We start from the raw sequence: 23,044 nt of genomic DNA, 5'->3' as shown, positions 1-23,044 counted from the left end.
CCGTTGGTTACTGACCCATTCTCGAGCACAGTGCCACCCAGTGACGAAACGCGGTGGGTGATGGTGACAGGTTCTCCTCGCGCTTGCACGGGGTCTGTTTCTCGGGGCTCTATCTCGGCAGACTCGCTGGACGGTGAATCAGCACTCCGACCACTAACACACCCAGCGAGAGAGAATAGGGACACGGCCCCCAGTTGCTGGACGACGTTCCGACGAGGGACCAAATCGTGCATACACTTCCGCTATCGTGTCAGCGAGTAGTATTTATCGGTGGGTTTCGACGGCGGTGCGTTCACTCTCATCGGCGAATCCGAACACACCGACAGGTACGCACCTCACAGAAAGCGGAGAGAAACCGAGAACGCCCTTATTCGAGGCCTTCGAAGTTCTGGTGGCGCTGGATGTCGACGCCGTCTTCGGTGACGACGGCGATGTTGATGCCGTTACCCGACGCGAGGTCACGCTCGACTGCGGCGCGGATGGCGTTCGTCGCGACTTGCTTCGCTTCGTCGACAGTCAGGCCGTCTTTGTACTCGCGCTCGAGGACACCGAGGGCGTACTGGCTACCGGAGCCAGTGACCGTGTATTCTTCTTCGAGGACGGAGCCTGCTGGGTCGATGCTGTAGATGTGGCCGCCTTCTTCGTCGACGCCGCCGAGGATGGGCTGGACGATGTAGAACCCGCCCGAGCGGAGGAAGTTGCCCACGAGCGTCGAGAGGGCCTTCATGCTCATGTCCTCGCCACGGCGGGCCTCGTAGAGGCGAACCTCCGCGCGGAGGGAACTGATGAGCGACTGGGCCGCCGAGACGGACCCGGCGATGGTCAGTGCACCCGTCGGGTGAATCTCTTCGACCTTCTGGACGTCCTTCGAGGAGACCATGTAACCCATGCTCGCGCGCATGTCGGTCGCGAGGACGACGCCCTCATCCGTTTTGATACCGACGGTCGTGGTTCCGGTCTTCGTCTCTTTGTCACCGAGTGATTCAGCGCGTCGCTCGGCGTGTGGGAACTCGCCAAGCTCTGGGCCGAACACGTTCGAGTGGTCGCCAGTGAGCGAGTCGAGACGGCCAGAGAACTCGTCGTGAGTCGGGGTACGCATTATCTGCGATTGCACTTCGGCGCTGATAAATGCAACCCTTCACCTGTCCATTGCCGGTGTCGCGGTGTCTGACGCCCGCCATCGGCGTCGTCGCTCTCGGGGAGGTGAGTCCATCAAAATACGGCGTCTGGCCCGTTTTAACGGGTCGCAGCGCGTTCGTATGCGTTTCCAGCCGTCTCGATGAGACGGTGAATTGGGAGGGTCACGCCCATCCGGCGGGCAGCGAGTGCAATCGGCAACAGAGCGATGCCGGTTGCCACTGACAGCTGGTAGGCGGCTAGCAGGACGTTCATCTTCAAGCGGTGGATCATTACCGGTGTCCTCAGTTGGGGCTCGTGCGACGCCTGGTTATAAGCTTTACCACCTCGGGAAAATACAACCTCGACGCTGTCTGCCGATTCAATTGAACTTGTACAATATCCAACGGATACGACTATTCCTCGTGGGTAGTCCGTGACGAGTCGAGGGCATTCTCATAAGTTATCGCAATGATATCGGTTGCATGCGCAGGAGGTGCGCGCTCTCGTCCGAATTCGAGACTATCTCACTCGCCCGGAATTCGGGGGGTTCGACCACTGAGACTCGTTCGAACGTGGGCCACGAGTGTAACTCTCTATCATCCGTCCGCGCGAACCACAAGACACGAAACCCCACCGGCGCGTAACGTGTGTATGAGCAACTATCTCGTCGCAATGGAGGCGGCCTGGTTAGTACGGGACGTCGAGGATATCGACGACGCCATCGGCGTCGCCGTCAGCGAGGCCGGAAAGCGTCTCAACCAGAAAGACAAAGAGTACGTCGAAGTCGAAGTGGGCGCGACGCCGTGTCCGGCCTGTGGCGAACCGTTCGACTCCGCGTTCATCGCGGCCAACACAGCACTCGTCGGTCTGCTCCTCGAAATCAAGGTTTTCAACGCAGACGGTGAGAAACACGCCTCTCGCATCGCAAAGAGCGAAGTCGGCGGCGCACTCCGTGACGTCCCACTCGACGTTATCGACATCATGGAGTTCGAGACGGACGACGACGCCTAACCGACCAGAACTTTTTTCATAACCGTGGGTTATTCCTCGGCATGGAACTCCCCACGCCGCAGGACCTACGGGAACGACGGAAATCTCTGGAGTTGACCCAGAGCAAACTCGCCGACATGGCGGGTGTCTCGCAGCCACTCATCGCACGTATCGAAGGCGGCGATGTCGACCCGCGTCTCTCCACGCTCCGGCGTATCGTCGAAGCGTTAGACGAAGCAGAGGGACGAATCGTCCGCGCAGCGGACATCATGAACACGAACGTACGGAGCGTCGCCCCCGACAACTCCGTCCTCGAAGCGCGTGACATGATGCTCGATGCAGGGTTCTCGCAACTGCCGGTCATCGAAAACGGTCGGCCACTCGGCATCATCTCGAACGCGGACATCCGTCACGTCCAAGAAGACAACGTCGCCGAGCGCCCCGTCAACGAAGTGATGTCCGAGAGCATCACGACAGTCGAACCCGACACGACGCTCGACGAAATCGGCGTCTACCTCGACCACAACTCTGCCATCCTCGTCGTCGAAGGTGGCGAGACGGTCGGTATCATCACGGAAGCGGACATCGCCGCACACATCTAATCCCAGCGAGCGTCGAGGGGAGAGAGAGAACGGTCGTCTCGTTACAGTTCGATGCCACGAATCGAGACGCCCGCACCTGCTTCGACGTGGCCGATCATTCTGCCGTCGGTGTCTTCGACGAGAGCCTCCGCGTTTTCCTCTGGGACGGCGGCGACGAAACCGGTCCCCATGTTGAACGTCTTGTGCATCTCCTCGTCGGAGACGCCGCCTCTCTCCTGAATGAACTCGAACACGGCGTGTGGGTCGAACGCGTCGTCGACGACGTAGCGGTAGTCGCCCATTCGTTCGAGATTGGTCCATCCGCCACCCGTCACGTGGGCCGCAGCGTTGGTCTCTGCCGAGCGCAGGTCGTCGAGGAGGTACGTGTAGAGACGCGTCGGTTCGAGAAGGGCCTGCCCGACTGTCTCGTACTCGTCGCCGTCCCACTCGTCGTCGTAGTCGCCATCCGCCGTGGCCGCCTTTCGCGCGAGTGTCAGGCCGTTCGAGTGGATACCCGACGACTCGAATCCGACGAGTACGTCGCCCGGTTCGGCCTCACCGGGGAAGATGGCGTCCTTCTTCGCGAGTCCGGCGCAGGTGCCTGCAAGGTCGAGGCCGTTGATGACTTCGGGCATGACGGCCGTCTCGCCGCCGACGAGTTCGATGGCCGCTTCCTCGGCACCTGCGGCGAGTCCCTGTCCGACCTGTTCAGCGAAGGTTTCGTCTGGCGCGTCGACTGCGAGGTAGTCCACGAACGCCACGGGGCGAACCCCCGCCGCGACGAGGTCGTTCGCGTTCATCGCGATACAGTCGATACCCACCGTCGAATAGTCGGAAAGCGCCTCTGCGACGAGGAGTTTCGTCCCGACACCGTCCGTCGCGAGTCCGAGATACCGGTCACCGATATCGAGAAGTCCGGCGTAATCACCCGACCCGCCGCCCACCTGTGCGACGAGCGCTGCGGTTGCTGCCTCGCTCGCGTCGATATCGACACCCGCGTCGGCGTAGGTCATCCCCTCGGAGTCGTCGTTCGTCATGTTCGTGTACGAGATAGGCCGAAATATAAAATCACAGGGTCTGTTTGATGCACATTCTCGCATACCTGTATCTCTCGACCATTGTTCGAAGATTACCGAATCGCGCGTTCGTCGCGCGGGAGTTGCCCGTCACCACAGCCACAGCTTCAGTGGGGCGATAGCTTCGAAGAATTCGCACTCATTCCGACTGCTGCATCATAATGGACAATTTTCTGATACTAATGGCGAAAACGTCTAAAAAAGGTCTATGAATGGTCTACTGTGTTTTGAGGCAGTAATAAAAGGAATCAAAAACGTCCTAACCCGTATTATCCGGTGGATAAACAAAGAAAAAAGCAAGCGAATTCACCGTAACGCTCGTCCCCTTATATGATGGTTCCAGTCGTATGGAAGGATGACGATGTCCGGAATACCCTCCACCCCCGATTCGATTGCGTTCGACTTCGCGTCAGCAGTCGGTCGAGTCGCCTTCCAACCCCTCGAAACCGTGGCCTTCTGGGCTGCAGTTGCACTCCCCATCGCGTACCTGCCAATGCTTGCACACGGCCTGACGTCCGCTAATTTACCCCTGTTCGTCGGATTACTGGCCCTGCACGCGGCGGCCCTCGTGCTCGGACGTGGCCACAGACAAAACTGATACCGACCGCTTCGTCCCGTACCTGCCCCACGTACTACCCCGGATTCGTCGCGGTCCCTTCACAGTCCCACAGTGAGCCGGTTCGTTTCTGTCCTGTCACGACGTGCGTCTATCGTGATTGCTCGCACCAGTTCTTCGTTCGAGACGCTCGACTCCTCTCGTCTGTAGAGACAGTTCCAAAATAAGGGCGCGGACGGCGAGCAGTGCTCAGAACCCGACGAAGAGGAGTAATCCCGCCGTCAGGAGGATCGACAGCGCGAGGACGACTGCGAAGACCGGTGTGCTCCACGCTTTGACGGTTCTGCCGTCGAGCGACGCGAACGGTAGCATGTTGAACGCCGCGAGGAACGCGTTGATGACGAGGCCACGCGAGCCGATGAGTGCGAGGATGTCTGACTGGAGGATGATGCCCGCGACGAACAGTGGGGCGAAGGCGACGAGGAGAAGCAGGTTCGTCACCGGTCCAGCGAGTGCGATGAGGCCGTGTTCTCGTTTCGTGAGCATTCCTCGGTGGTAGACTGCACCCGGAGCAGCGAAGATGAACCCGACGAGGGCGCTCATGATGGCGATACCGAGCATCCCGAAGTCGGCACGGAACTCCGCGACCTGGCCGAACCGAACGGCGACGACTTTGTGTGCGACTTCGTGGAGGAGAAAGCCCACGCCAGCAGTGAGAAGGCTTACGACGAGTGCGAGGCCGAACGTTCCACTCGTGAGCGCCGCGATGGCACGCTGGCCACCGCCGGCGAAGAAGATGGCGAATGCGACACCCAGTGCAAGCCACGCGACGGCGAGGTCACGAAGCTCTCGCGACGAGAACGAGATATTCACGTGAGCGTCCTCCAGATGAGGTCAGCACTGTTCGTCGCCCCTTCGAGCATCAGGTTCGTCACGCCGGTGATGCCGCCGAGGTCGGCCGCGATGACCGGCAGGACGTACGTGACGAAGAGGAAACTCGCGATGATGCTCCCGATATTGGTCATCGCGACGACCATGATGAGTTTGAACAGCGGGACGTCGAACATCTGGCCGACGAGTTCGGCGATTGGCGTCTCTTCGTCCGAGAGGATCTTGTTGAGTTTGCCGATGTCCCCGACGTTGACTGGCGTGTGTCGGAGTTCGACGTAGCCGGTGAACCACCCCGGCGCGAGAAGCGGGTTGATAGAGGTCAACCACGCGACTGCACCGCCGACGAGGGCAGAGGTCCAGCGTGCACCGGCGAGTTTGGCGAATCCACCGGCGAAGACGCCGTTGATGAGGAACCACGTCGCGAAGATAGTCAGCAGTCGTTCGTTGCCGACGCCTGCCATCGCCAGGAGGACGAAGAAGGCGACGAACACGACGGTGATGCCGAATCCGACGAGTTTCCCCCACGGGAAGCCGTCTTTCTCGGCGACGCCGACGAGTGACTCCATCGGAGGAAGCCGTTCAGGGTGTTCGAGGTAGTTCTCGATACCGGCTTTGTGACCCGCGCCGACGACGGCGACGACAGAGTGTCCGGCCGCTTTAAGGGCGACGAGTTGGTGAGCGATGTACGCGTCGCGTTCGTCGATGAGTGCCTCTGCACCACCGGGGCTGAACCGGCGGAACTCTTCCATCATCGCAGTCACGACGTCTCCATCGGTCAGGTCGGCCATGTCGAACTCTTCGACGTCGGTTCCTTCTGCGGGCCTGAACAGTCCGGCTGCGTTCAGAACTGTACCGACGAGGACGCCGACGGCGACGCCGGCAACGACGCCGACGACGAGACTGCCGACGATTGTTGTCCCCAATCCGCCGAGGACCGAGGTGACGATGCCTGTGCCGTATCCGAGGCCGAACCCGCCGATGAGGCCGACTGCTGCGCCACCGCCCAGACCGGCGATGAGCGCGTCGTCACCGTCGAGAGAGAGCGACGCAATCGTATACAGCAGATAGGCGGCGGCAGCGCCGACGATTGCACCGGTCGCAGCACGAGTCAAAAAGAGGTCAGAGATACCGACCACGTCGCCGTAGAGACCGACGAGTGGACCGAGGAAGACACCGACTGCGATACCTGCGATGGCACCGACGCCGCGCGCGTCGGCGACGCCGAACACGAGGTCGCCAGCCATCCGTAACTTTTCGAGTGTCCCCATCCGACGCCAGAAGCGCTGGATGGTCGTCTGAATATCACGGTCGACCAGCGCAACGTCGAGGCCCTCTTCTTCGGCAGTCTCGACTGCGGCGAGCATGTCCGCGCCGGGTTTGACGTCGAACTTGTCACCCATCCGTGACTGCACGTACGAGAGCATCCAGTAGGCGATAAACTGGAAGACGGTGTTCCCGCGAAGCAGGTCGCGCGCTTCGATGTCGTCGGGGGTGCCGCCTTTCAGTTGTCGGTATCGACCCTCGTCGAGTTCGACCGCGACAACGTCTGGGTGCTCTGATTTGACGGTCTCTTCGACCTCTCTGACGCTGTCGGCCGAGACGTGGGCCGTCCCGACGACGTGGACGTGACCCTCGTCGGGCGACGAATCGTTCATCGCCGGGTTTACCGGCCCACGGTTTTTATCCGTGTCGGCATCACCCACGAACTATGCAGGATTTCGATGCGAACACACCCACGTCTGCCCACGAACTGGCGGTAGACTGTCTCCGCACCGGCGTCGAGGCAGTACTGCCCGAGCGCGTCGTTCGCGAGTCCGTCTCGCTCGACGGCAACGTGTTCGCCGTTGCGGATACGAGGTACGACCTCTCCGCATACGACCGAATCCTCGTCGTCGGTGGCGGAAAAGCAAGTGACGGCGTCGCGGACGCCCTCGAAGAGATTCTGGGAGACCGAATCGACGCAGGCGTCGTGGTCACGCCGAATCCGGGCGATGGCAACAGAATCGAGCGTCTTCCCGGTGACCATCCAGTTCCGTCGGAACGCGGAGTCGAGAGCACGCGACGCCTAGTCGAACTTCTCTCCGGCCTCGACGAACGGACGCTCGTTCTCGCCGCTATCACCGGCGGTGCGAGCGCACTCCTTCCCGCCCCGGCCGACGGTATCTCGCTTTCTGACCTCCGGACGACCACCGACGAGTTGCTCGAAAGCGGCGCGGAGATTCACGAACTCAACGCGGTCAGGAAACATCTCTCGACGCTCAAAGGTGGCAGTCTCGTCCGACTCGCGTCACCGGCGACTGTCGTCGGACTGGTCCTCTCTGACGTCGTTGGAAACGACCTTGGAGTCATCGCCTCTGGACCGACCGCACCTGACGAAACGTATTACGACGACGCACTCGACGTCGTGGACCGATTCGAACTCGACGTGCCGAAGTCGGTCAGAACACGCCTCGCGCGCGGGTCAGCTGGTGAAATTCCCGAGACGCCAAAGCCCGGAGACCCCATCTTCGAGCGCGTGGACAACCACATCCTCGCGGATACGTTCACCGCCCTCGATGCTGCCCGTGAGGTGGCCGAAGCGCGAGGCTACGACCCGCTCATTCTCTCGTCGCGCGTTCGCGGTGAGGCACGCGAAGCGGCGAAAACACACGTCGCCGTCGCAGCGGAGGCCCTGGCGACAGGAAACCCGCTCGACGCTCCTGCAGTGGTTCTCTCGGGCGGTGAGTGTACTGTGACCGTCAGGGGCGACGGGTCGGGCGGGCCGAATCTCGAATTCTGTCTGGCAGCGAGTCCGGAACTCCCCGACGGTGTCGTCCTCGCCAGCATCGACAGTGACGGATTCGACGGCGGAACAGACGTCGCAGGTGCCATCGTCGATTCGGCGTCGGTCACCCACCGTGACGCAAACAAAGCGTTGGCGACGAACGACGCACTTCCTGCCCTCGCAGCGGCGGACGCGGTCATCGAAACTGGCCCAACAGGCACCAACGTCAACGACATTCGTGTGTTGGTAGTCGACCCCAGCGCCTGAAGCCGGTCGCTCGCGTGTCACGTGACAGCGGCGACAACAAGTTTGTATCCTTCCGTGTAGTATCGCTCAGATATGGCAGGATTGCTGCCCTCCGCCCCCGACACCTCCGCTGTAGACGACTCCTCGCCTCGGGTCATCGGCCTCGGTGACGACGAGGCATCCGACCTCCTTGCGGCGCTCTCGTCTACGACCGCCCGTCTCGTCCTCGCGGAACTCCACGAGCGACCGACGAACGCGGCAGAACTGGCCGACCGTGTCGAGACCTCACTCCAGAACGTCCAGTACCACCTCCGAAAACTCGAAGACGCTGGCCTCGTCGAAGTTATCGACACCGTCTACTCGGAGAAAGGACGCGAGATGAAAGTCTACGCGCCGTCCGACAGACCACTCGTCGTCGTCGCGGCCACCGAAGAGACACGGTCGGGCGTCGCGAGCATACTGAGTAGCCTCCTCGGTGGTGTCGCCGTCCTGGGCCTGCTCGCAGCGTTCGTCCAGTGGCTTGCAACACGCGGACTCGGCGGTGTCGCGACCGTCGCAGAGTCTGGCGCGGCAGACGGTGACGCCGTGGCTGTTGCCGCCGAGACAGCACCGATGGTTACACAGGCGATTCCACCCGGTGTGGCCTTTTTCGCTGGCGGGCTCGTCATCATCCTCGCCATCGCACTGCTTCAGTTGTCCCGCCGGTGACGGAGAAATCGTCTCGTCACTGGGCTTGTTTCGACTCGTCTGTGGGGTAACTATTCGTACTCCGCGAAACTACAGAGTAGCATGAAACACCGTGCCGTGGTCCGTGGTATCGGGGTCGGTGTCGGTGAGGACGGGTCGAACGTCCCCGCAGTCATCCTCGAAGCACGCGACGAGCTCCTCCCGATAGTCATCACCTCGGATCAGGCCCAGGCGATACAACTCGGTCTCTCTGGCGAAAAGTTCGAGCGTCCGCTGACTCACGATTTACTCGTCGAGATGGTCACCGAGTTCGGCGGCGCGATCGACAGCGTCCGTATCGACGATATCTCCAACGGAACGTTCTACGCGAAAGTCGACTCTGAACGGTACACCGATGGCGAGGCGCAGACGTTCGTCTTCGACGCTCGACCGAGCGACGCCATCTCGCTGGCGATTCGCGTCGATTGTCCGATTCTCGTCTCGGACAGCGTCCTCGACGCGGCGGGCCAACCACCCGAAGCGTTCGACGTGGACGCCGACGAATAGGTTCCGGAAGGCGGTCCCTACGTTTTCAAGCACCCTCGGTACGACGACTGCCGCATGAGCGAATCTACCGCTACCCTCGCGGAGTCGCGTACCGAGATGACCGAAATCCTGCTTCCCAACGACACCAACAACCTTGGTCGCGCCCTCGGTGGGGTCGTCCTCCACTGGATGGACATCTGTGGGGCAATCGCTGCGATGCGATTTTCGAACCGACAGTGTGTCACCGCGTCGATGGACCACGTCGACTTCATCAGCCCGATCGACCTGGGTGAGGTCGCCGTCCTTGAGGCGTACGTCTTCAACGTCGGTCGAACCAGCATCGACGTCAAAGTCGATGTCCACGCCGAGAACCCAAAGACGGACGAGTTCCGCAAGACCACCACGTCGTTCTTGACGTTCGTCGCCCTCGACGATGACGGGACGCCGACGCCAGTCCCACGTCTCGAATGTCCCACGCCGGAAGAAGAAGCACTTCGCGCGGAGGCAGTCGAGGCCCGTGCCGACCAGTTGGAGACTGTCATCGAGCGGATGGAACAGCAAGACTGAGCACGCGAACGGTCTGTCCGTCGGCTAAGCCTTAAACAGGAAGGCGACGCACCCTCTCGTATGCTCGACGTCTCTGTCCCCGACCCACCGTCGCTTCCGAAAGTCGACCCGAATCAGTACGAAGATGCGCAGGTGGCGGTCGATGCCGACTTCAAACGAACCGAACTCGAGGAGTTCCTCGAAGAGGGTGCGTGGGAGGACGCGTTCGAGGCGTGGGCCGCGGAGACGCCCGTCACCGAAGACCAGTGGCAGGTCGTCCTCGAACTCGACTTGCTGACGTACTTCGATTTCTTCTGGGACGACTTCGCAGACAGAGTTGGCTACCACGCACCGGGCATCCCCGAAGACTGGAAAGAGCGGCAGTTACACCCGAAACTGACCTCGTGGGGGCAGGTGTCGTCGATAAATGCTGGCCTCACTGAACTCGGTCAGCAGGTGTGTGACGTGCTCAAAGACGACTACATCGACTGGGAGTCGTCGTACGAAGCACCGGACGACTTACCAGAGTTCGACTGAGGGTGTCGCGTCCTGTGGTCGGTCACAGACCCAAGAGACAGTGGTCAGTCACCGACCACGAGAAATCTGCCAGTGCGCGATGCCTAATTTCACCCCCGCTGTCGCGGACGAAACGGTTCTCTATGGTGTCTGTCTGGCAACACTTGGGGCACATCCGGTACCACCGGGGTGAGATTTGGGAAAACCCTCAAATACGCACTGACGAACACCCTGCTCGTCGATATGACGAATATAAGACGGCGGCAAGTACTCCGCGGAATCGGTGGTGTCGCCATCATCGGCGGATTAGCAGGTTGCACAGGCGGGGACTCGACCGGTGGCGGCGGTTCCGGAAACGAAACCGGGACAGAGACGGACATGAACACGTCCACGACGACGTCGACGCCGACTCCGGAATCTGGAAACGCGATGGTCCGTGTGGCCCACCTCTCACCCGACGCGCCCAACGTCGACGTGTACGTCGATGGGACTGCCGCACTCACCGACGTGCCGTTCGGTGCAGTGAGTGACTACCTCTCGGTTCCAGTCGGCCCTCACACGGTGAAGATTACCGCTGCAGGTGACGAATCGACTGTCGCGTTCGAAGGCGACGTCGAAGTCGCTGAGGCGACCTACACCGTCGCTGCCGTCGGTGAACTCGGCGAAGGGACGTTCCAACCGCTCGTCCTCGAAGACGACGTGTCGATTCCCGACGCCGACACGGCACGGGTCCGTGTCGTCCACGCCTCGCCCGACGCGCCCGCCGTGGACATCACCGCAGGCGACCAGACGCTCTTCGATGGCGTCGAATTCACCCAGTCCGGAACCGTCGAGGTGCCGGCCGACACCTACACGCTGCAGGTCAGAGGTGACACCGAGACGAACGATGGCGACGCAGTCGCCGAGTTCGACCTCCAACTCGCCGGAGAGACGGTGTACACCGTCTTCGCCGCAGGATATCTCTCACCCCCCGAAGACGCCATGGACAAGGCGTTCCGCCCAATCGCCACCGTCGACGCCGGAGAGGGCGGCGGTGGTCTCCTGGACGTCTTCGTGCGCGCAGCGCACCTCTCGCCCGACGCGCCCAACGTCGATGTCCTCGTCGACGGGTCGGCCGTTCTCACGGACGTTCCGTTCGGCGCTGTGAGCGACTACCTCCAGTTAGTCGCAGGAACCTATCAGGTGACGATACAGGCCACCGGAGACCCGGACACCGTCGTCTACGACGAAGAACTCGACCTCATGTCGGGTGCGTACACCATCGCTGCAATCGGCGAACTCGAATCCGGCGCGGAGAACCCCTTCTCCGTCGTGATTCTCGAAGACAACCGGTCGGCACCCGCCGACGACATGGCTCGTATCCGCGTCTTCCACGCCTCGCCCGACGCACCAGCAGTCGACGTGACGGTCAAATCGACTGGCGACGTCCTCGTCGACGGTGCGGCCTTCGGCGACACGGCGACGGTGGACGTTCCCGCAGGCGAGTACACCCTCGAAATCCGCGGTGCGACCGAGATGAACGACGGTGCTGTCGTCGCCGAGTTCGACGTGGCACCCGAAGGTGGCAGTGCGTACACTGCCATCGCGCAGGGCTACCTGACTCCGGACGACGAACCCACCGACAACGGGTTCGACCTCCAAATCGTCGCAGACAACTAAGTCCGAGTCTGCCGATTTTCGTCTGAACTATCAGGAAACGTTTCAACTCGGCGATGTGCTTAGGTCAGTCTCTGACGTAATACTGTGGATGGAGGGCATCCTTTGGTACGTGCTGACCGGCACACGCGGTGGTGCAAACCGTATCAGAATCCTCCGTGAACTGTCGGACCGTCCGCGAAACGCGAACCGACTCGCAGAAGAGTTACGACTCGACTACAAGACGGTCCGACACCACCTCGACGTTCTCGTCCAGAACGGGATGGTCGAACACAGCGGAACGGGGTACGGGTCGGTGTACCTCCCCTCCGGGCAGACCAGACAACACTGGGACACCATCGAACAAATAATCGCACACGTAAACGAATGATTCGACAGACAGTAAGTGGCGCACTGGACCAGACGGAGCGACGGCTATGAGCATCTGGGTCGACATCGCCCGTCTCTCAGTGGGACTCAGCGCCGTCTTCCTCGTCGTCCTCCTTGGTATCTGGGGACGGAACCTCGCCACGTTCCGGTCGAAGCACGCACTCGGATTGGTCGTCTTCGGCTTCTTCCTCTTGGCCCAGAGCCTCTTCGCGCTCTACTACTACCTCGTCGACCCGACGCTCTCAGTCTGGTTCGCCACCGAGATGCCCGACATCGCGTGGCAGGTGTTGATGGGTATTCACGTCCTCCAGTCGGTGGCGCTCGGCGTCTTGCTGTGGGTGACGTGGGATTGATTTATCTGTCAGCTTCCCAATGGTTGATTCATGCGCCGTCGTGCCCTCCTCTCTAGCACTGCATCTTTCGCGATCGTCGCCACTGCCGGGTGTCTCGCTGACACTCGTCGAGGCGTGAGCGGTCGAATCGTCGGTGACCACGGTTCGTCGTCACTGCACCCTGCCGACGAACAGTACGTCCACGGGGGGTTTCCAGACGGGACCGACCTTCGAGGCTGGATTTTCTCTGAGCCACCTGCAGACCAGCGCGAGGTGTTCACCGACAGAGCGATGCAGGGTCAGTACTCGAACGACCTACTGTGGGCCGAAGGCGACTCGTTCGTTCTCCTGTACGAGGTGCGCATGCCACCCGAAGATGCAGCGTTCTACAACGTCGGCCTGTCGCCAGAGTGGACCGGATGGAACAGCGCAGAGATACCGATTCGTCGCTCACGGACCGACCCAGACCGCTACGCCGACGCTACCGAACTCGTCTGTACGAGTATCTACAAATTCGACGTAGTGCGCGGTGGCGCACCGAAACAGGTCACAGTTACCGTCTCCGACGAGGAATCTGGGGAGGCAAACGGGACGTACACACTCCGTCGATGGACGCCAGAACGGGTGGAACCGTAGAGAAAGGCACGCGTAGAGCAAGCGTTATTGCCGATGCGACACTGTTTTGGACTACGATGCGACGCCACGTGACGAATGCGGCCACGCCATTCGAGGCCCGACAGTCGCGACCCTCCGTCGCCCACTCGTCGATTATTGCGGGGCGCTAGCCTCGCACCTACTCTTACCTTGACTTCCGCCCGAATCGCCGCTAAGCGCCCGCAGTACATCGTATGAACAGACACACATCACACACCCGACAGGCGTATCGAACGCAGACACCGCTGTCTCGACAGTGGCGGGTCCACCACACTCCGAAACGGAGGGTAAACCATGCCGAAAAGTGACACGGACGAACCACCGAAAGGCGCGGACGAGACCCGCCGTTTTGATATATATCCACGAGAAGGACGGAGTATGGAAGACATCGCAGACCAGTACACGCCGTCGGACGTCGAGTCCGTCGTCAGCGAGTACTGGGACGAGAACGACGCGTACGAGGCGACGAAGGAGGCACACGCCGACGACCCGTCGTTCTTCTTCGTCGACGGCCCGCCGTACACGTCCGGGCAGATGCATCTCGGAACGGCGTGGAACAAGACGTTGAAGGACGCCGTCATCCGGCACAAGCGCATGACGGGCCACCACGTCACCGACCGTCCCGGCTACGACATGCACGGCCTCCCTATCGAGGTCAAAGTCGAAGAGGAACTCGGCTTCACCTCGAAGCGCGACATCGAGGAGTTCGGCATGGAGGAGTTCATCCAGAAATGCAAGGAGTTCGCCGTCCGCAACCGCGTGGCCATGGACGAGGACTTCCAGTCTATCGGCACGTGGATGGACTGGGACAACCCCTACGAGACGCTGTCTCCCGAGTACATGGAGGCCGCGTGGTGGGCGTTCTCGAACGTCGCTGACAACGGACTGGTCGAACAGGGCAAACGCAGTGTCAACTACTGTCCGCGTTGTCAGACAGCCATCGCGGCCAACGAAGTCGAGTACGACGAAATCACGTCGCCATCTATCTACGTCAAGTTCCCACTGACGGGCCGCGAGGGCAACCTCGTCATCTGGACGACGACGCCGTGGACCATCCCGGCGAACACCTTCGTCGCCGTCTCGGGCGAGATGACCTATCAGGCCGTCCGCGCCGAGAAAGACGGCGAGAGCGAAGTGCTCTACATCGCCGAACCCTGCGTCGAGGGCGTCCTGAAGAAGGGCCGCTACGAGGACTACGAAGTCCTCGACGAACTCACCGGCGAAGAGATGGTTGGCTGGACGTACGACCACCCACTCGCGGACGTGCTCGGTGAGTACGCCGACTTCGAAGGCGCTGGAGAGGTCTACACCGCCGACTACGTCGAAGCGGACCGCACGGGCCTCGTCCACTCCGCACCCGGTCACGGGCAAGAAGACTTCGCCCGCGGCCAAGAACTCGGCCTCGACGTGTTCGTCCCCGTCGACGACAAAGGCGAGTTCACCGAACAGGGCGGCGACTACGCGGGCACGTTCGTCCGCGACGCCAACCCGATGGTCATCGAAGACCTCGACGAACGCGGCTATCTGCTCCACGCCGGCGAACACGACCACCGATACGGTCACTGTTGGCGCTGTGACACGGACATCATCTTCCTCGCCACCGACCAGTGGTTCATCACGGTCACCGACGTCAAAGAGCAACTCCTCGACAACATCGAAGAGTCCGAGTGGCATCCGCAGTGGGCCCGCGACAACCGATTCCGCGACTTCGTGAGCGACGCCCCAGACTGGAACATCTCTCGCCAGCGCTACTGGGGTATCCCGCTCCCAATCTGGGTCCCGCAAGACCCCGACGCCGAGGGCGCAGAAGAGATGATTGTCATCGGCACGCGCGAGGAACTCGCAGCGCGCGTCGACCAAGATATCGACGCCGAGACGGTGGACCTCCACCGGCCGTCTGTCGACCCCCTCACCATCACCGAAGACGGCGTGACCTACGAGCGCGTCCCCGACGTGTTCGACGTGTGGATCGACTCCTCCGTCGCGACGTGGGGCACGCTCGACTTCCCGAGTCAGACGGAAGACTACGAGGAACTGTGGCCTGCAGACCTCATCATCGAAGCGCACGACCAGACCCGTGGCTGGTTCTGGTCGCAACTCGGCATGGGCACCGCCGCAACAGGTGAATCTCCGTACAAGGAGGTCATCATGCACGGGTTCGCCAACGACAAAGACGGCCGCAAGATGTCGAAGTCCGTCGGGAACATCGTCACGCCCGAAGAGGCGATCGACCGTGCCGGCCGCGACCCGCTTCGTGCGTATCTCCTCTCGCACGACCAGCAGGGCGTCGACCTCTCGTTCGAATGGGAGGGCCTCGCCGACACGCAGTCGACGCTCAACATCTTCTGGAACGTCTTCCGGTTCCCGCTGCCGTATATGGACCTCGATGGCTACGACCCCGCCGAGGCCGACCTCTCGGAGGGTGAACTCACCGTCGTCGACGAGTGGGTGCTCTCTCGACTGCAGACCGTCAAAGCCGAGATGCACGAAGCGTGGGACGACTACCAGGTCCACACCGCGCTCAACACGCTGCTCGACTTCATCACGCAGGACGTCTCGCGCTTCTACGTGAAGGCAATCCGCGAGCGCATGTGGGACGAAGAGGAGTCCGACTCCAAACTCGGCGCGTACGCGACACTCTCGACGGTGCTCGCAGAGTCCATCCGTCTCATTGCACCCTACACGCCGTACATGGCAGAGCAGATGTACCAGCGTCTCGACGGCCGCGAGACGACGGTCCACATGCTCTCGTACCCCGAAGTCGACGAGGACCTCCGCGACGAGACGCTCGAAACCAACATGGCGGTTCTCCGCGACGTCGAAGAGGCCGCGGCCCACGCCCGCCAACTGGGTGGCCGAAAACTCCGTTGGCCCGTCTCGCGAATCGTCGTCGAGTCCGACGACGAGAACGTCGCCGAGGCAGTCAACGCGCTCTCCGGCCTCCTCTCGGAGCGTGTCAACACCCGCTCGGTGCAGGTCGTCGAGGTGTTCGACGAACTCGTCGAGACGGCAGAACCCCAGATGAGCGTCATCGGGCCGGAGTTCGGCGCTGAGGCGCAGAAAATCATGGGTGCCGTCGAAGGACTCACCCGCGCCGAAGTCGAAGCAGGCGTCGATGTCGACGGCGAGACGTACGAACTCACCGACGAGATGGTCTCGTACGTCAAAGAGCCGCCGGAGAACGTCGTCGGTGCCGAGTTCGAAGGCGGCACCGTCTACGTCGACACCGCCCTCACCGACGACATCGAGTCCGAGGGCTACGCCCGCGACGTCATCCGCCGCATCCAGGAGATGCGCAAGCAACTCGACCTCGACGTGGAAGAAGAAATCGACGTTGGCGTCGTCGTCGAAGACGACAGAGTCGCCGGGTTCGTCGACGAGAACACCGACCTCATCGCATCCGAGGTCCGCGCTCGCGAGTTCGAACTCGGCAGCGCCGAGGGCGACACCGTCGAAGAGTGGAACGTCGAAGACGTGTCCGTGACCATCGCGGTTACGCGACTCAACTAGGGCGAGTGCCCGGCGAAACGCTCGATATTTTTTTGGCGTCGTCAGTCGTCGTCGCGCGCCCAGTTGAGGGACCGCTCGACTGCGTCTTTCCAGCGCTCGTAGCGATGGCCGACGTTCCCCGGGTTCGATGGGGTGAACTCGCGGTCTACCTGCCAGTTCGCACGGAGTTCGTCGAGGGTCTCCCAGTAGCCAACAGCGAGGCCGGCGGCGTACGCAGCACCGAGTGCAGTCGTCTCGTCGACTTCTGGGCGGACGATTTCGGTGTCGAGAATGTTCGCCTGGAGTTGGCAGAGGAAGTTGTTCTTCACCGCACCGCCGTCGACGCGGAGGTTCGACAGGTCGATATCGCTGTCTTCGACCATCGCTTCGGCGACGTCGCGCGTCTGGAACGCGATTGCTTCGAGCGTCGCGCGGACGATGTGCTCGCGTCGGGTTCCACGGGTCATGCCGACGATGGTCCCCCGGGCGCGCTGGTCCCAGTGTGGGGCACCGAGACCGGCAAATGCCGGAACGAAGTAGACGCCATCTGTCGAATCGACGGAGCGAGCGAGTGTTTCGGACTCTGCAGCGTCCTCGATGAGCGTCATGTCTTCGAGCCACTCGATTGCGGCACCCGTGATGAAGATCGAGCCTTCGAGTGCGTACTGGACGGGTTCGCCGGAGCGCTGGAAACCGACGGTGGTGAGGAGGCCGTGGTCGGACATGACTGCCTCGTCGCCGGTGTTCATCAGCATGAACGACCCGGTTCCGTAGGTGTTCTTCGCGTCACCTGCGTCAAAACAGGTCTGTCCGAACAGGGCGGCTTGCTGGTCACCGAGCGCCCCAGAAACGGGAATTTCGGTGCCCATGAACCCGTCTGCGTCGGTCGTTCCGTAGGAGTCGTCGTCGGACGAGGGGCGGACCGCTGGAACCATCTCGCGGGGAACGTTGAACTCGTCTAAGAGTTCGTCGTCCCACGCCATGTCGTGGATGTTGAACAACATGGTCCGTGAGGCGTTCGTGACGTCCGTGATGTGGTTGCCCGTCAGTTTGTAGATGAGCCACGTGTCGATGGTCCCGAAGGCAAGTTCACCGGCTTCGGCGCGTTCGCGCACGTCAGCTGGTCGAGCGCGCTGGAGTTTGATGGGATCGGCGTTGTCGAGTATCCACTCCGCTTTCGTCGCAGAGAAGTATGCGTCTGGTTCGAGACCCGTCTTCTGCTGGATGTCGTCTTTCTTCCCCGCTGCGTCGAGCGCCTCGATGCGGTCGGTCGTCCGCCGGTCTTGCCAGACGATTGCGTTGTGAATCGGCGCGCCAGTCTCACGGTCCCAGACGACTGTCGTCTCGCGCTGGTTCGTGATCCCGATTGCATCGAGTTGCTCCGGGTCGAGGTCCGCGTTGTCGAGTGCCTCGTCGATTACCGTCTTCGTGTTCTCCCAGATTTCGGTGGGGTCGTGTTCGACCCACCCCGGTTCCGGATATCTCTGTTCGTGCTTTTCGTAGGCGTTGGTGACCACTCGCCCGTCGTGGTCGAACACCATGAATCGCGTTCCTGTGGTGCCCTGGTCGATTGCACCGACGTACGTGTCTCCTGACATTGTTACCCTCGATTCGAACTCGCTGCCTGTAAGTTCGGCCGGTTCGAACGTGTACGATTATTTTGATAAAATTTTCTCTACTCCGATATCGCTTCACACCAGCGCTTCTTCGAGCAGTTGCAGCGGGTGTTTGATGTCGTAGCCAGACCCGTGTTCCATCTGCATCGAACAGGTGGGACATTCGGTCATCCCGACGTCGCCCTTTGCGTGGTCCATGTGGTCGAACATGTCCGCGCCGATCTGCATCGACTTGTCGTACTTCTCTTCTTTCCACCCGTAGGTGCCGGAGATGCCGGAACACGAATCGCCCACGTCCTCGATTGTGACGCCATCGAGTTCGCGGAAGAGTTCGACTGCCTGCCGGTCGAGTCCCTGATTTCGGGCGTGACACGGGGCGTGGTAGGCGAACGACTGGTCGGAGACTGACGCCTCTCGAATTTCACTCTCGAGGTCTTCGTGGATACGGAGATATTCGAGCGCTTCGTAGGTGTGTTCCGAGAGGTCTTCGATCCCGTCGATGTCGAACAGTTCGGGGTACTCCTGTCGGAGCGACATCGAACAGGAGGTACACGACGCGATGATGTCGTAGCCCTCCGGAATGAGTCCCGAGAAGTTCTCGACGTTGATGCCGGCAGCGCGCTTCGCGTCGTCTAGCATGCCGTTGGCGAACATCGGCGTGCCCGAACAGCGCTGTTTTGGGGCGACGACTTCGTAGCCGAACGACTCGAAGACACGGACCATCGCCTTGCCGACTTCGGGCGTGTTGTAGTTGGAGTAACACCCGTGGAAGTAGGCGACGCGTTTGTCTTCGGAGCGAACCTGCGGGCCACCGCGCTCTGCTCGCGCCTCCTGCGCTCGTTTCTTCGAGGTAGCTGCGCCACCTCGCTCGTTCCACCACTCACGGAACGTCTGCGTGGCGAACTCGGGGAAGTCGCGTTCGGCGGTGATACCGAGGACTCGTTCGTTGACGTTCTGGACGAGTGAGTTCCCCATGACGGCGTTCGTCAGGCGGGGGAACATACTACCCAGTTGGGCGAGCGTGCCGTAGTTTGCGAGGATACGGTTGCGGATGTACTCACGCGAGAGTTTGTCCATCTCCTCGTCGACGTACTCACCACGCGCCGTGTTGTGCATCTGACTGAGCGGGACACTCGACGGGCAGGCGTCGTCACAGCGCATGCAGTTCGAACACGACATGATGGAGTCGTCGACTGCGGCGTCTTCCTTGCGCTTGAGACGCCACTGCTCCGGACCCTGGAACTTCGGACCGGGGAACTCGTCGTCGACTTCTGCGACTGGACACGAGACGTCACAGGCGGTGCATTTGTAACAGTTGTCCGCACCGGGTCGAAGGTCCATGTCGGTGCTCTCGGCGAACACGTCGACTGCTTCGAAGTCGTCCATCTGTGCGTCCGGAGTGAGTGGTGGATTCGTCGTGGATTCTGCGTCGCTCATTGGGATGCCTCCTCGCCAGCGAGTCTGCCGGCGACTGCGCCCGTCGCCAGCGAGACGCCGCTCGCGGATTTTTCACGTGCGACGTCGGCACCGCCGACGACACCGCCCGCCGCACGCAGGTTTTCGAAGTGTGGGTTACCGCCTTCGGCCGTCGGTCGCAGTTCGTCGTCGGGGACGACACCGAATCGGGCGAACGCGTGGTTGCCAAACGCCTCGGGGGCGGACCACTCGTAGCGGTCGGCTGGATGTGGGACGTGGCACCCGAACACCGGCTCGGTGACGTGTTCGCGGTCCGAATCGAGTCCCTTGCCGACGAGCCCACCCGTCGCGAGGACGATCTGGTCAGCTTGGTAGGGCGTCATTCGACTCTTCTGGTCGACGAGAACCGTCTCGATACGCCCGTCGCTCGCTTCGAAGTCGACTGCTGGGTTTCCAGACGAGATACGGACGCCTGCTTCGTCGAGGGCGTCGAACAGCATGTCTTCGAGTTTAAGTCCGAGAAGGCTCGGTGGTCCGGTCGGGACTTCGAAGACCGGAACACCGAGTCGGTCTGTGAGTTCGTCGCGGACCTCCTCGTCGTGGTCGTCGCCGAGCATCGCCGGGAACCCGACGCGTGCCTCGTCGTCTAATTCGTCACCGACGGTGTCAGCCAGAACAGACCGCACGGTTCCACCCGTCACCTCCTCATCCCGGTCGAGCGCCTTCGCGAACCTCGTGACTTTCGCGTCCGACCGGAACGACCGGGGGAACGAGACAGTGATTCCACGGACGCCGAAGGGAACGCCCCCGGCTTCGATATGGTCGGCAGCGACAGGTGCGTCGAAGTCGGTGAGTCCTTCGAATCCAACGAGGAGCATGTCTCCAGTGGCACTCGCGAGGCCGGGTGCGACTGATTTGGGGTATCGAGCGGTCGGTTTCACCGCCCCACCGTGTGTCGCGACCAGCGCATTCGAATCAGTGTGTCCGCCCTGATAGGCGTCACCGACTGCGTCGTCGAAGATACGAAGGCCTTCGCAGATGCCGTCTTCGCCGACCACGCGATACGGGTGGTCACCCGGGAGGGAGTTGATGCCAGCGTACGGGTCGGAGAACGGCCCTTCGCCGCTGGCGTATCCGAGCACGTCTACGAGGCCGCTTGCCTGTCTGAGCGTACTCTTCTTGTGCGCGAGGAGGCGAACCCGTGCACCAGTCTCTGCGGCCGACAGCGCGGCAGTGCAGGCGGCGATACCACCGCCGACGACGAGAACGTCGTCAGTTATCGCCATCGGAGCCTCCTGTGAATCCGCCGTCAGCGACGGCCCCGTCGTCGAACGCGGTGAAGTCGATATCACCGTCTGCCGCCGCCGGGTCTTCGTCGCGGTTCATCGTCGTCGCGTGGAGCATGTATTTGAGTGCACTCTGCGAGAGCTGGGTACCCCACATGGCGTGACGCTCTCCCTTCCAGCGCTCTTGATAGAGGTCGTCGAGCGAGGCACGAACGGTGGCTTCGTCGTACTCGGGGGCGAGTTCGTTCGCCATCCGGTGACAACATATCGCACCCTGACAGTTCCCCATCGAGGCACGCGTCTGGATGCGGACCGAGTTGAGGTCCGTCCCCGCCGAGTCCAGTGCGTCGTGAATCTCGGCGCGAGTGACGGCTTCACACTCGCAGACGACTGGGTTCGGGTCCATGCTGTTCAGCACCTCGTCGGCACGAGAGCCAAGTCGCTGGACTGACCGTCTGCCGATTGGTGAGCGGAGACCGAAGTCGTCCATGTAGTCACGGAGGACGGAGAAATCCTCACTGCCCGGAAGTGGTTCGTCTGCGGTACGGCACTCGGCGTCGACGTCGAGTTTCTCGCAGACGTGGTCCGATATCTTCTCGGCCATCATCCGATAGGTAGTGAGTTTCCCGCCGACGATGCTCGTCATACCGGGCAAGTCGTCGCGCGAGTCGTGGTCGAGGAGGAAGAACTCCCGCGTGATGTCAGTCGGGTCTTCTGTCCCCGTCCCCGGCGGTTCGTAGAGTGGTCGGACGCCCCAGAACGAGCGAATCGTCCGCGCGTCTTTCAGCATCGGAACGAGTTCCGAGAGCGTGTCTATCATCATGTCGACTTCCCACCCCGCCTCGGGGTAGTCTTCTGGGTCTTCGACTTCTTCGTCTGTCGTGCCGAGGATACACGTCGTCTCGTGTGGGACGATGATGTCGGCGTCGCCTTTCGGCCGACAGCGGTTGACGACGGTATCGACCTGCCGAGTGTTCATGATGGTCATGACGCCCTTCGACGGGCGAACTTCCACGTCGACACCAGCGAAGTCACCGATCTGGCCCGCCCACGCGCCTGTCGCGTTGACCACGTAGTCGGCGCGGATCTCTTCGACTTCGCCCGGGTTTCCGTGGACGTACGGACCGGCACCTGATTTGTGCGTGACTTCGACACCGACGACTTCGCCGTCTTCGACGAGAACGTCGGTGACTTCCGAGTGTGTCTCGATGCGCGCTCCGTGTTCGATAGCGCTTGCAGCGTTCGCAACACAGAGGCGGAATGGGTCTATCGCACCGTCCGGAACCTTGATCGCGCGTTTGATGTCTTTCGCGAGGTAGGGTTCTACTTCACGGGCTTCTTTCGCTGAGAGTACTTCGGCGGGGATGCCACACTCTCGGCACCCTTCCAGTTTCTGTTCGAAGTACTCGTCGGAGTCTTCCGGTCGTTGGACGAACAGTCCGCCCGTCATCTCGACGCAGTGTCCCGCGATTCGTCGGAGGACGCGGTTTTCGACGATGCACTCTTTCGCAGATGGTTGGTCAGAAACCGCGTACCGACCACCGCTGTGGAGCAGACCGTGCATTCGGCCCGTCGTTCCGTGTGTGAGATTCCCCTTCTCGACGAGGGTCACGTCTAGCCCACGCATCGCAAGGTCCCGAGCGATGCCTGTTCCAGTGGACCCTCCGCCAATGACGAGGACACTCGGCGATGTAGTCATCCGTCTCTCGTGAAGTAGGATTGCCTGCAC

Annotated in this window: 22 protein-coding genes; 13 read left to right on the top strand and 9 right to left on the bottom strand. The window is 61.6% G+C overall.

Annotated elements, in window-relative coordinates; translation table 11 throughout:
- Nucleotides 1-367: 367 nt before the first annotated feature.
- Both psmB and ACK3SC_RS08805 read right to left on the bottom strand, forming a co-directional pair.
- Nucleotides 368-1,099, bottom strand: a complete 732-nt coding sequence (gene psmB, locus ACK3SC_RS08810) for an archaeal proteasome endopeptidase complex subunit beta (RefSeq protein ID WP_416839743.1) — start codon at nucleotides 1,097-1,099, stop codon at nucleotides 368-370.
- 137 nt (nucleotides 1,100-1,236) lie between these two features.
- Entirely contained in the window at nucleotides 1,237-1,410 is a 174-nt protein-coding gene (locus ACK3SC_RS08805; protein WP_416839742.1) for a hypothetical protein, read from the bottom strand.
- Nucleotides 1,411-1,770: 360 nt separating this feature from the next.
- On the opposite strand from ACK3SC_RS08805, the gene ACK3SC_RS08800 reads away from it, so the two are divergent.
- Nucleotides 1,771-2,130, top strand: a complete 360-nt coding sequence (locus tag ACK3SC_RS08800; protein WP_416839740.1) for a DUF555 domain-containing protein — start codon at nucleotides 1,771-1,773, stop codon at nucleotides 2,128-2,130.
- 41 nt (nucleotides 2,131-2,171) lie between these two features.
- Nucleotides 2,172-2,711: a CBS domain-containing protein gene (locus tag ACK3SC_RS08795; RefSeq protein WP_416839739.1), complete on the top strand. Its 540-nt coding sequence runs from the start codon at nucleotides 2,172-2,174 to the stop codon at nucleotides 2,709-2,711.
- Between the two features lie 41 nt (nucleotides 2,712-2,752).
- Here ACK3SC_RS08795 and purM read toward each other — a convergent pair whose 3' ends face one another.
- Nucleotides 2,753-3,727, bottom strand: a complete 975-nt coding sequence (purM, locus tag ACK3SC_RS08790) for a phosphoribosylformylglycinamidine cyclo-ligase (RefSeq protein WP_416839738.1) — start codon at nucleotides 3,725-3,727, stop codon at nucleotides 2,753-2,755.
- 400 nt (nucleotides 3,728-4,127) lie between these two features.
- Here purM and ACK3SC_RS08785 point away from each other — a divergent pair, with 400 nt between their 5' ends.
- Nucleotides 4,128-4,364, top strand: coding sequence for a hypothetical protein (locus ACK3SC_RS08785; protein WP_416839737.1), 237 nt, complete (start codon nucleotides 4,128-4,130; stop codon nucleotides 4,362-4,364).
- A gap of 207 nt (nucleotides 4,365-4,571) precedes the next feature.
- On the opposite strand, the gene ACK3SC_RS08780 is transcribed toward ACK3SC_RS08785, so the two are convergent.
- Nucleotides 4,572-5,195, bottom strand: a complete 624-nt coding sequence (locus ACK3SC_RS08780; protein ID WP_416839736.1) for a metalloprotease — start codon at nucleotides 5,193-5,195, stop codon at nucleotides 4,572-4,574.
- Nucleotides 5,192-6,868, bottom strand: coding sequence for a TraB/GumN family protein (locus tag ACK3SC_RS08775; RefSeq protein ID WP_416839735.1), 1,677 nt, complete (start codon nucleotides 6,866-6,868; stop codon nucleotides 5,192-5,194). The genes ACK3SC_RS08780 and ACK3SC_RS08775 overlap by 4 nt, the downstream gene beginning before the upstream one ends.
- A 53-nt stretch (nucleotides 6,869-6,921) precedes the next feature.
- Here ACK3SC_RS08775 and ACK3SC_RS08770 point away from each other — a divergent pair, with 53 nt between their 5' ends.
- The 10 genes from ACK3SC_RS08770 (at nucleotide 6,922) to ileS (ending at nucleotide 17,018) form a co-directional block, all read left to right on the top strand.
- The gene (locus tag ACK3SC_RS08770) at nucleotides 6,922-8,244 is read left to right on the top strand and encodes a glycerate kinase type-2 family protein (RefSeq protein WP_416839734.1); all 1,323 of its coding nucleotides are present in this window, start codon (nucleotides 6,922-6,924) and stop codon (nucleotides 8,242-8,244) included.
- A gap of 72 nt (nucleotides 8,245-8,316) precedes the next feature.
- Nucleotides 8,317-8,931, top strand: a complete 615-nt coding sequence (locus ACK3SC_RS08765; RefSeq protein ID WP_416839733.1) for an ArsR/SmtB family transcription factor — start codon at nucleotides 8,317-8,319, stop codon at nucleotides 8,929-8,931.
- An 81-nt stretch (nucleotides 8,932-9,012) separates the two neighbouring features.
- Complete coding sequence (locus tag ACK3SC_RS08760) at nucleotides 9,013-9,456, top strand: bifunctional nuclease family protein (RefSeq protein WP_416839732.1); 444 nt, start codon at nucleotides 9,013-9,015, stop codon at nucleotides 9,454-9,456.
- 54 nt (nucleotides 9,457-9,510) lie between these two features.
- Entirely contained in the window at nucleotides 9,511-10,002 is a 492-nt protein-coding gene (locus ACK3SC_RS08755; protein ID WP_416839731.1) for an acyl-CoA thioesterase, read from the top strand.
- A 60-nt stretch (nucleotides 10,003-10,062) separates the two neighbouring features.
- Nucleotides 10,063-10,518, top strand: a complete 456-nt coding sequence (locus tag ACK3SC_RS08750; RefSeq protein WP_416839730.1) for a hypothetical protein — start codon at nucleotides 10,063-10,065, stop codon at nucleotides 10,516-10,518.
- A 222-nt stretch (nucleotides 10,519-10,740) separates the two neighbouring features.
- Nucleotides 10,741-12,156, top strand: a complete 1,416-nt coding sequence (locus tag ACK3SC_RS08745; protein ID WP_416839729.1) for a DUF4397 domain-containing protein — start codon at nucleotides 10,741-10,743, stop codon at nucleotides 12,154-12,156.
- A gap of 88 nt (nucleotides 12,157-12,244) precedes the next feature.
- Complete coding sequence (locus tag ACK3SC_RS08740) at nucleotides 12,245-12,523, top strand: ArsR/SmtB family transcription factor (protein ID WP_416839728.1); 279 nt, start codon at nucleotides 12,245-12,247, stop codon at nucleotides 12,521-12,523.
- Nucleotides 12,524-12,569: 46 nt separating this feature from the next.
- Nucleotides 12,570-12,875: a hypothetical protein gene (locus ACK3SC_RS08735; RefSeq protein WP_416839727.1), complete on the top strand. Its 306-nt coding sequence runs from the start codon at nucleotides 12,570-12,572 to the stop codon at nucleotides 12,873-12,875.
- Nucleotides 12,876-12,905: 30 nt separating this feature from the next.
- A complete protein-coding gene (locus ACK3SC_RS08730; RefSeq protein ID WP_416839726.1) occupies nucleotides 12,906-13,490 on the top strand; it encodes a hypothetical protein in 585 nt (194 codons plus the stop codon).
- A 396-nt stretch (nucleotides 13,491-13,886) separates the two neighbouring features.
- The gene (gene ileS / locus ACK3SC_RS08725) at nucleotides 13,887-17,018 is read left to right on the top strand and encodes an isoleucine--tRNA ligase (protein ID WP_416839967.1); all 3,132 of its coding nucleotides are present in this window, start codon (nucleotides 13,887-13,889) and stop codon (nucleotides 17,016-17,018) included.
- Between the two features lie 41 nt (nucleotides 17,019-17,059).
- Here the strand turns inward: ileS and glpK are convergent, their stop codons facing one another.
- The 4 genes from glpK to glpA form a co-directional block, all read right to left on the bottom strand.
- Nucleotides 17,060-18,595, bottom strand: coding sequence for a glycerol kinase GlpK (glpK, locus tag ACK3SC_RS08720; RefSeq protein ID WP_416839725.1), 1,536 nt, complete (start codon nucleotides 18,593-18,595; stop codon nucleotides 17,060-17,062).
- A 93-nt stretch (nucleotides 18,596-18,688) separates the two neighbouring features.
- Complete coding sequence (locus tag ACK3SC_RS08715; RefSeq protein WP_416839724.1) at nucleotides 18,689-20,050, bottom strand: anaerobic glycerol-3-phosphate dehydrogenase subunit C; 1,362 nt, start codon at nucleotides 20,048-20,050, stop codon at nucleotides 18,689-18,691.
- Nucleotides 20,047-21,315, bottom strand: coding sequence for a glycerol-3-phosphate dehydrogenase subunit GlpB (gene glpB, locus ACK3SC_RS08710; protein WP_416839723.1), 1,269 nt, complete (start codon nucleotides 21,313-21,315; stop codon nucleotides 20,047-20,049). The genes ACK3SC_RS08715 and glpB overlap by 4 nt, the downstream gene beginning before the upstream one ends.
- The gene (gene glpA, locus ACK3SC_RS08705; protein ID WP_416839722.1) at nucleotides 21,302-23,014 is read right to left on the bottom strand and encodes an anaerobic glycerol-3-phosphate dehydrogenase subunit GlpA; all 1,713 of its coding nucleotides are present in this window, start codon (nucleotides 23,012-23,014) and stop codon (nucleotides 21,302-21,304) included. Before glpA ends, glpB begins: the two co-directional genes overlap by 14 nt.
- Nucleotides 23,015-23,044 lie beyond the last annotated feature (30 nt).

The organism is Haloferax sp. DFSO52 (assembly GCF_048158745.1).
In the GTDB taxonomy this organism is placed as follows: Archaea; Halobacteriota; Halobacteria; order Halobacteriales; family Haloferacaceae; genus Haloferax.
Note: the sequence above shows the minus strand (reverse complement) of the source record. Positions and strands in the feature narration are given on the sequence as shown.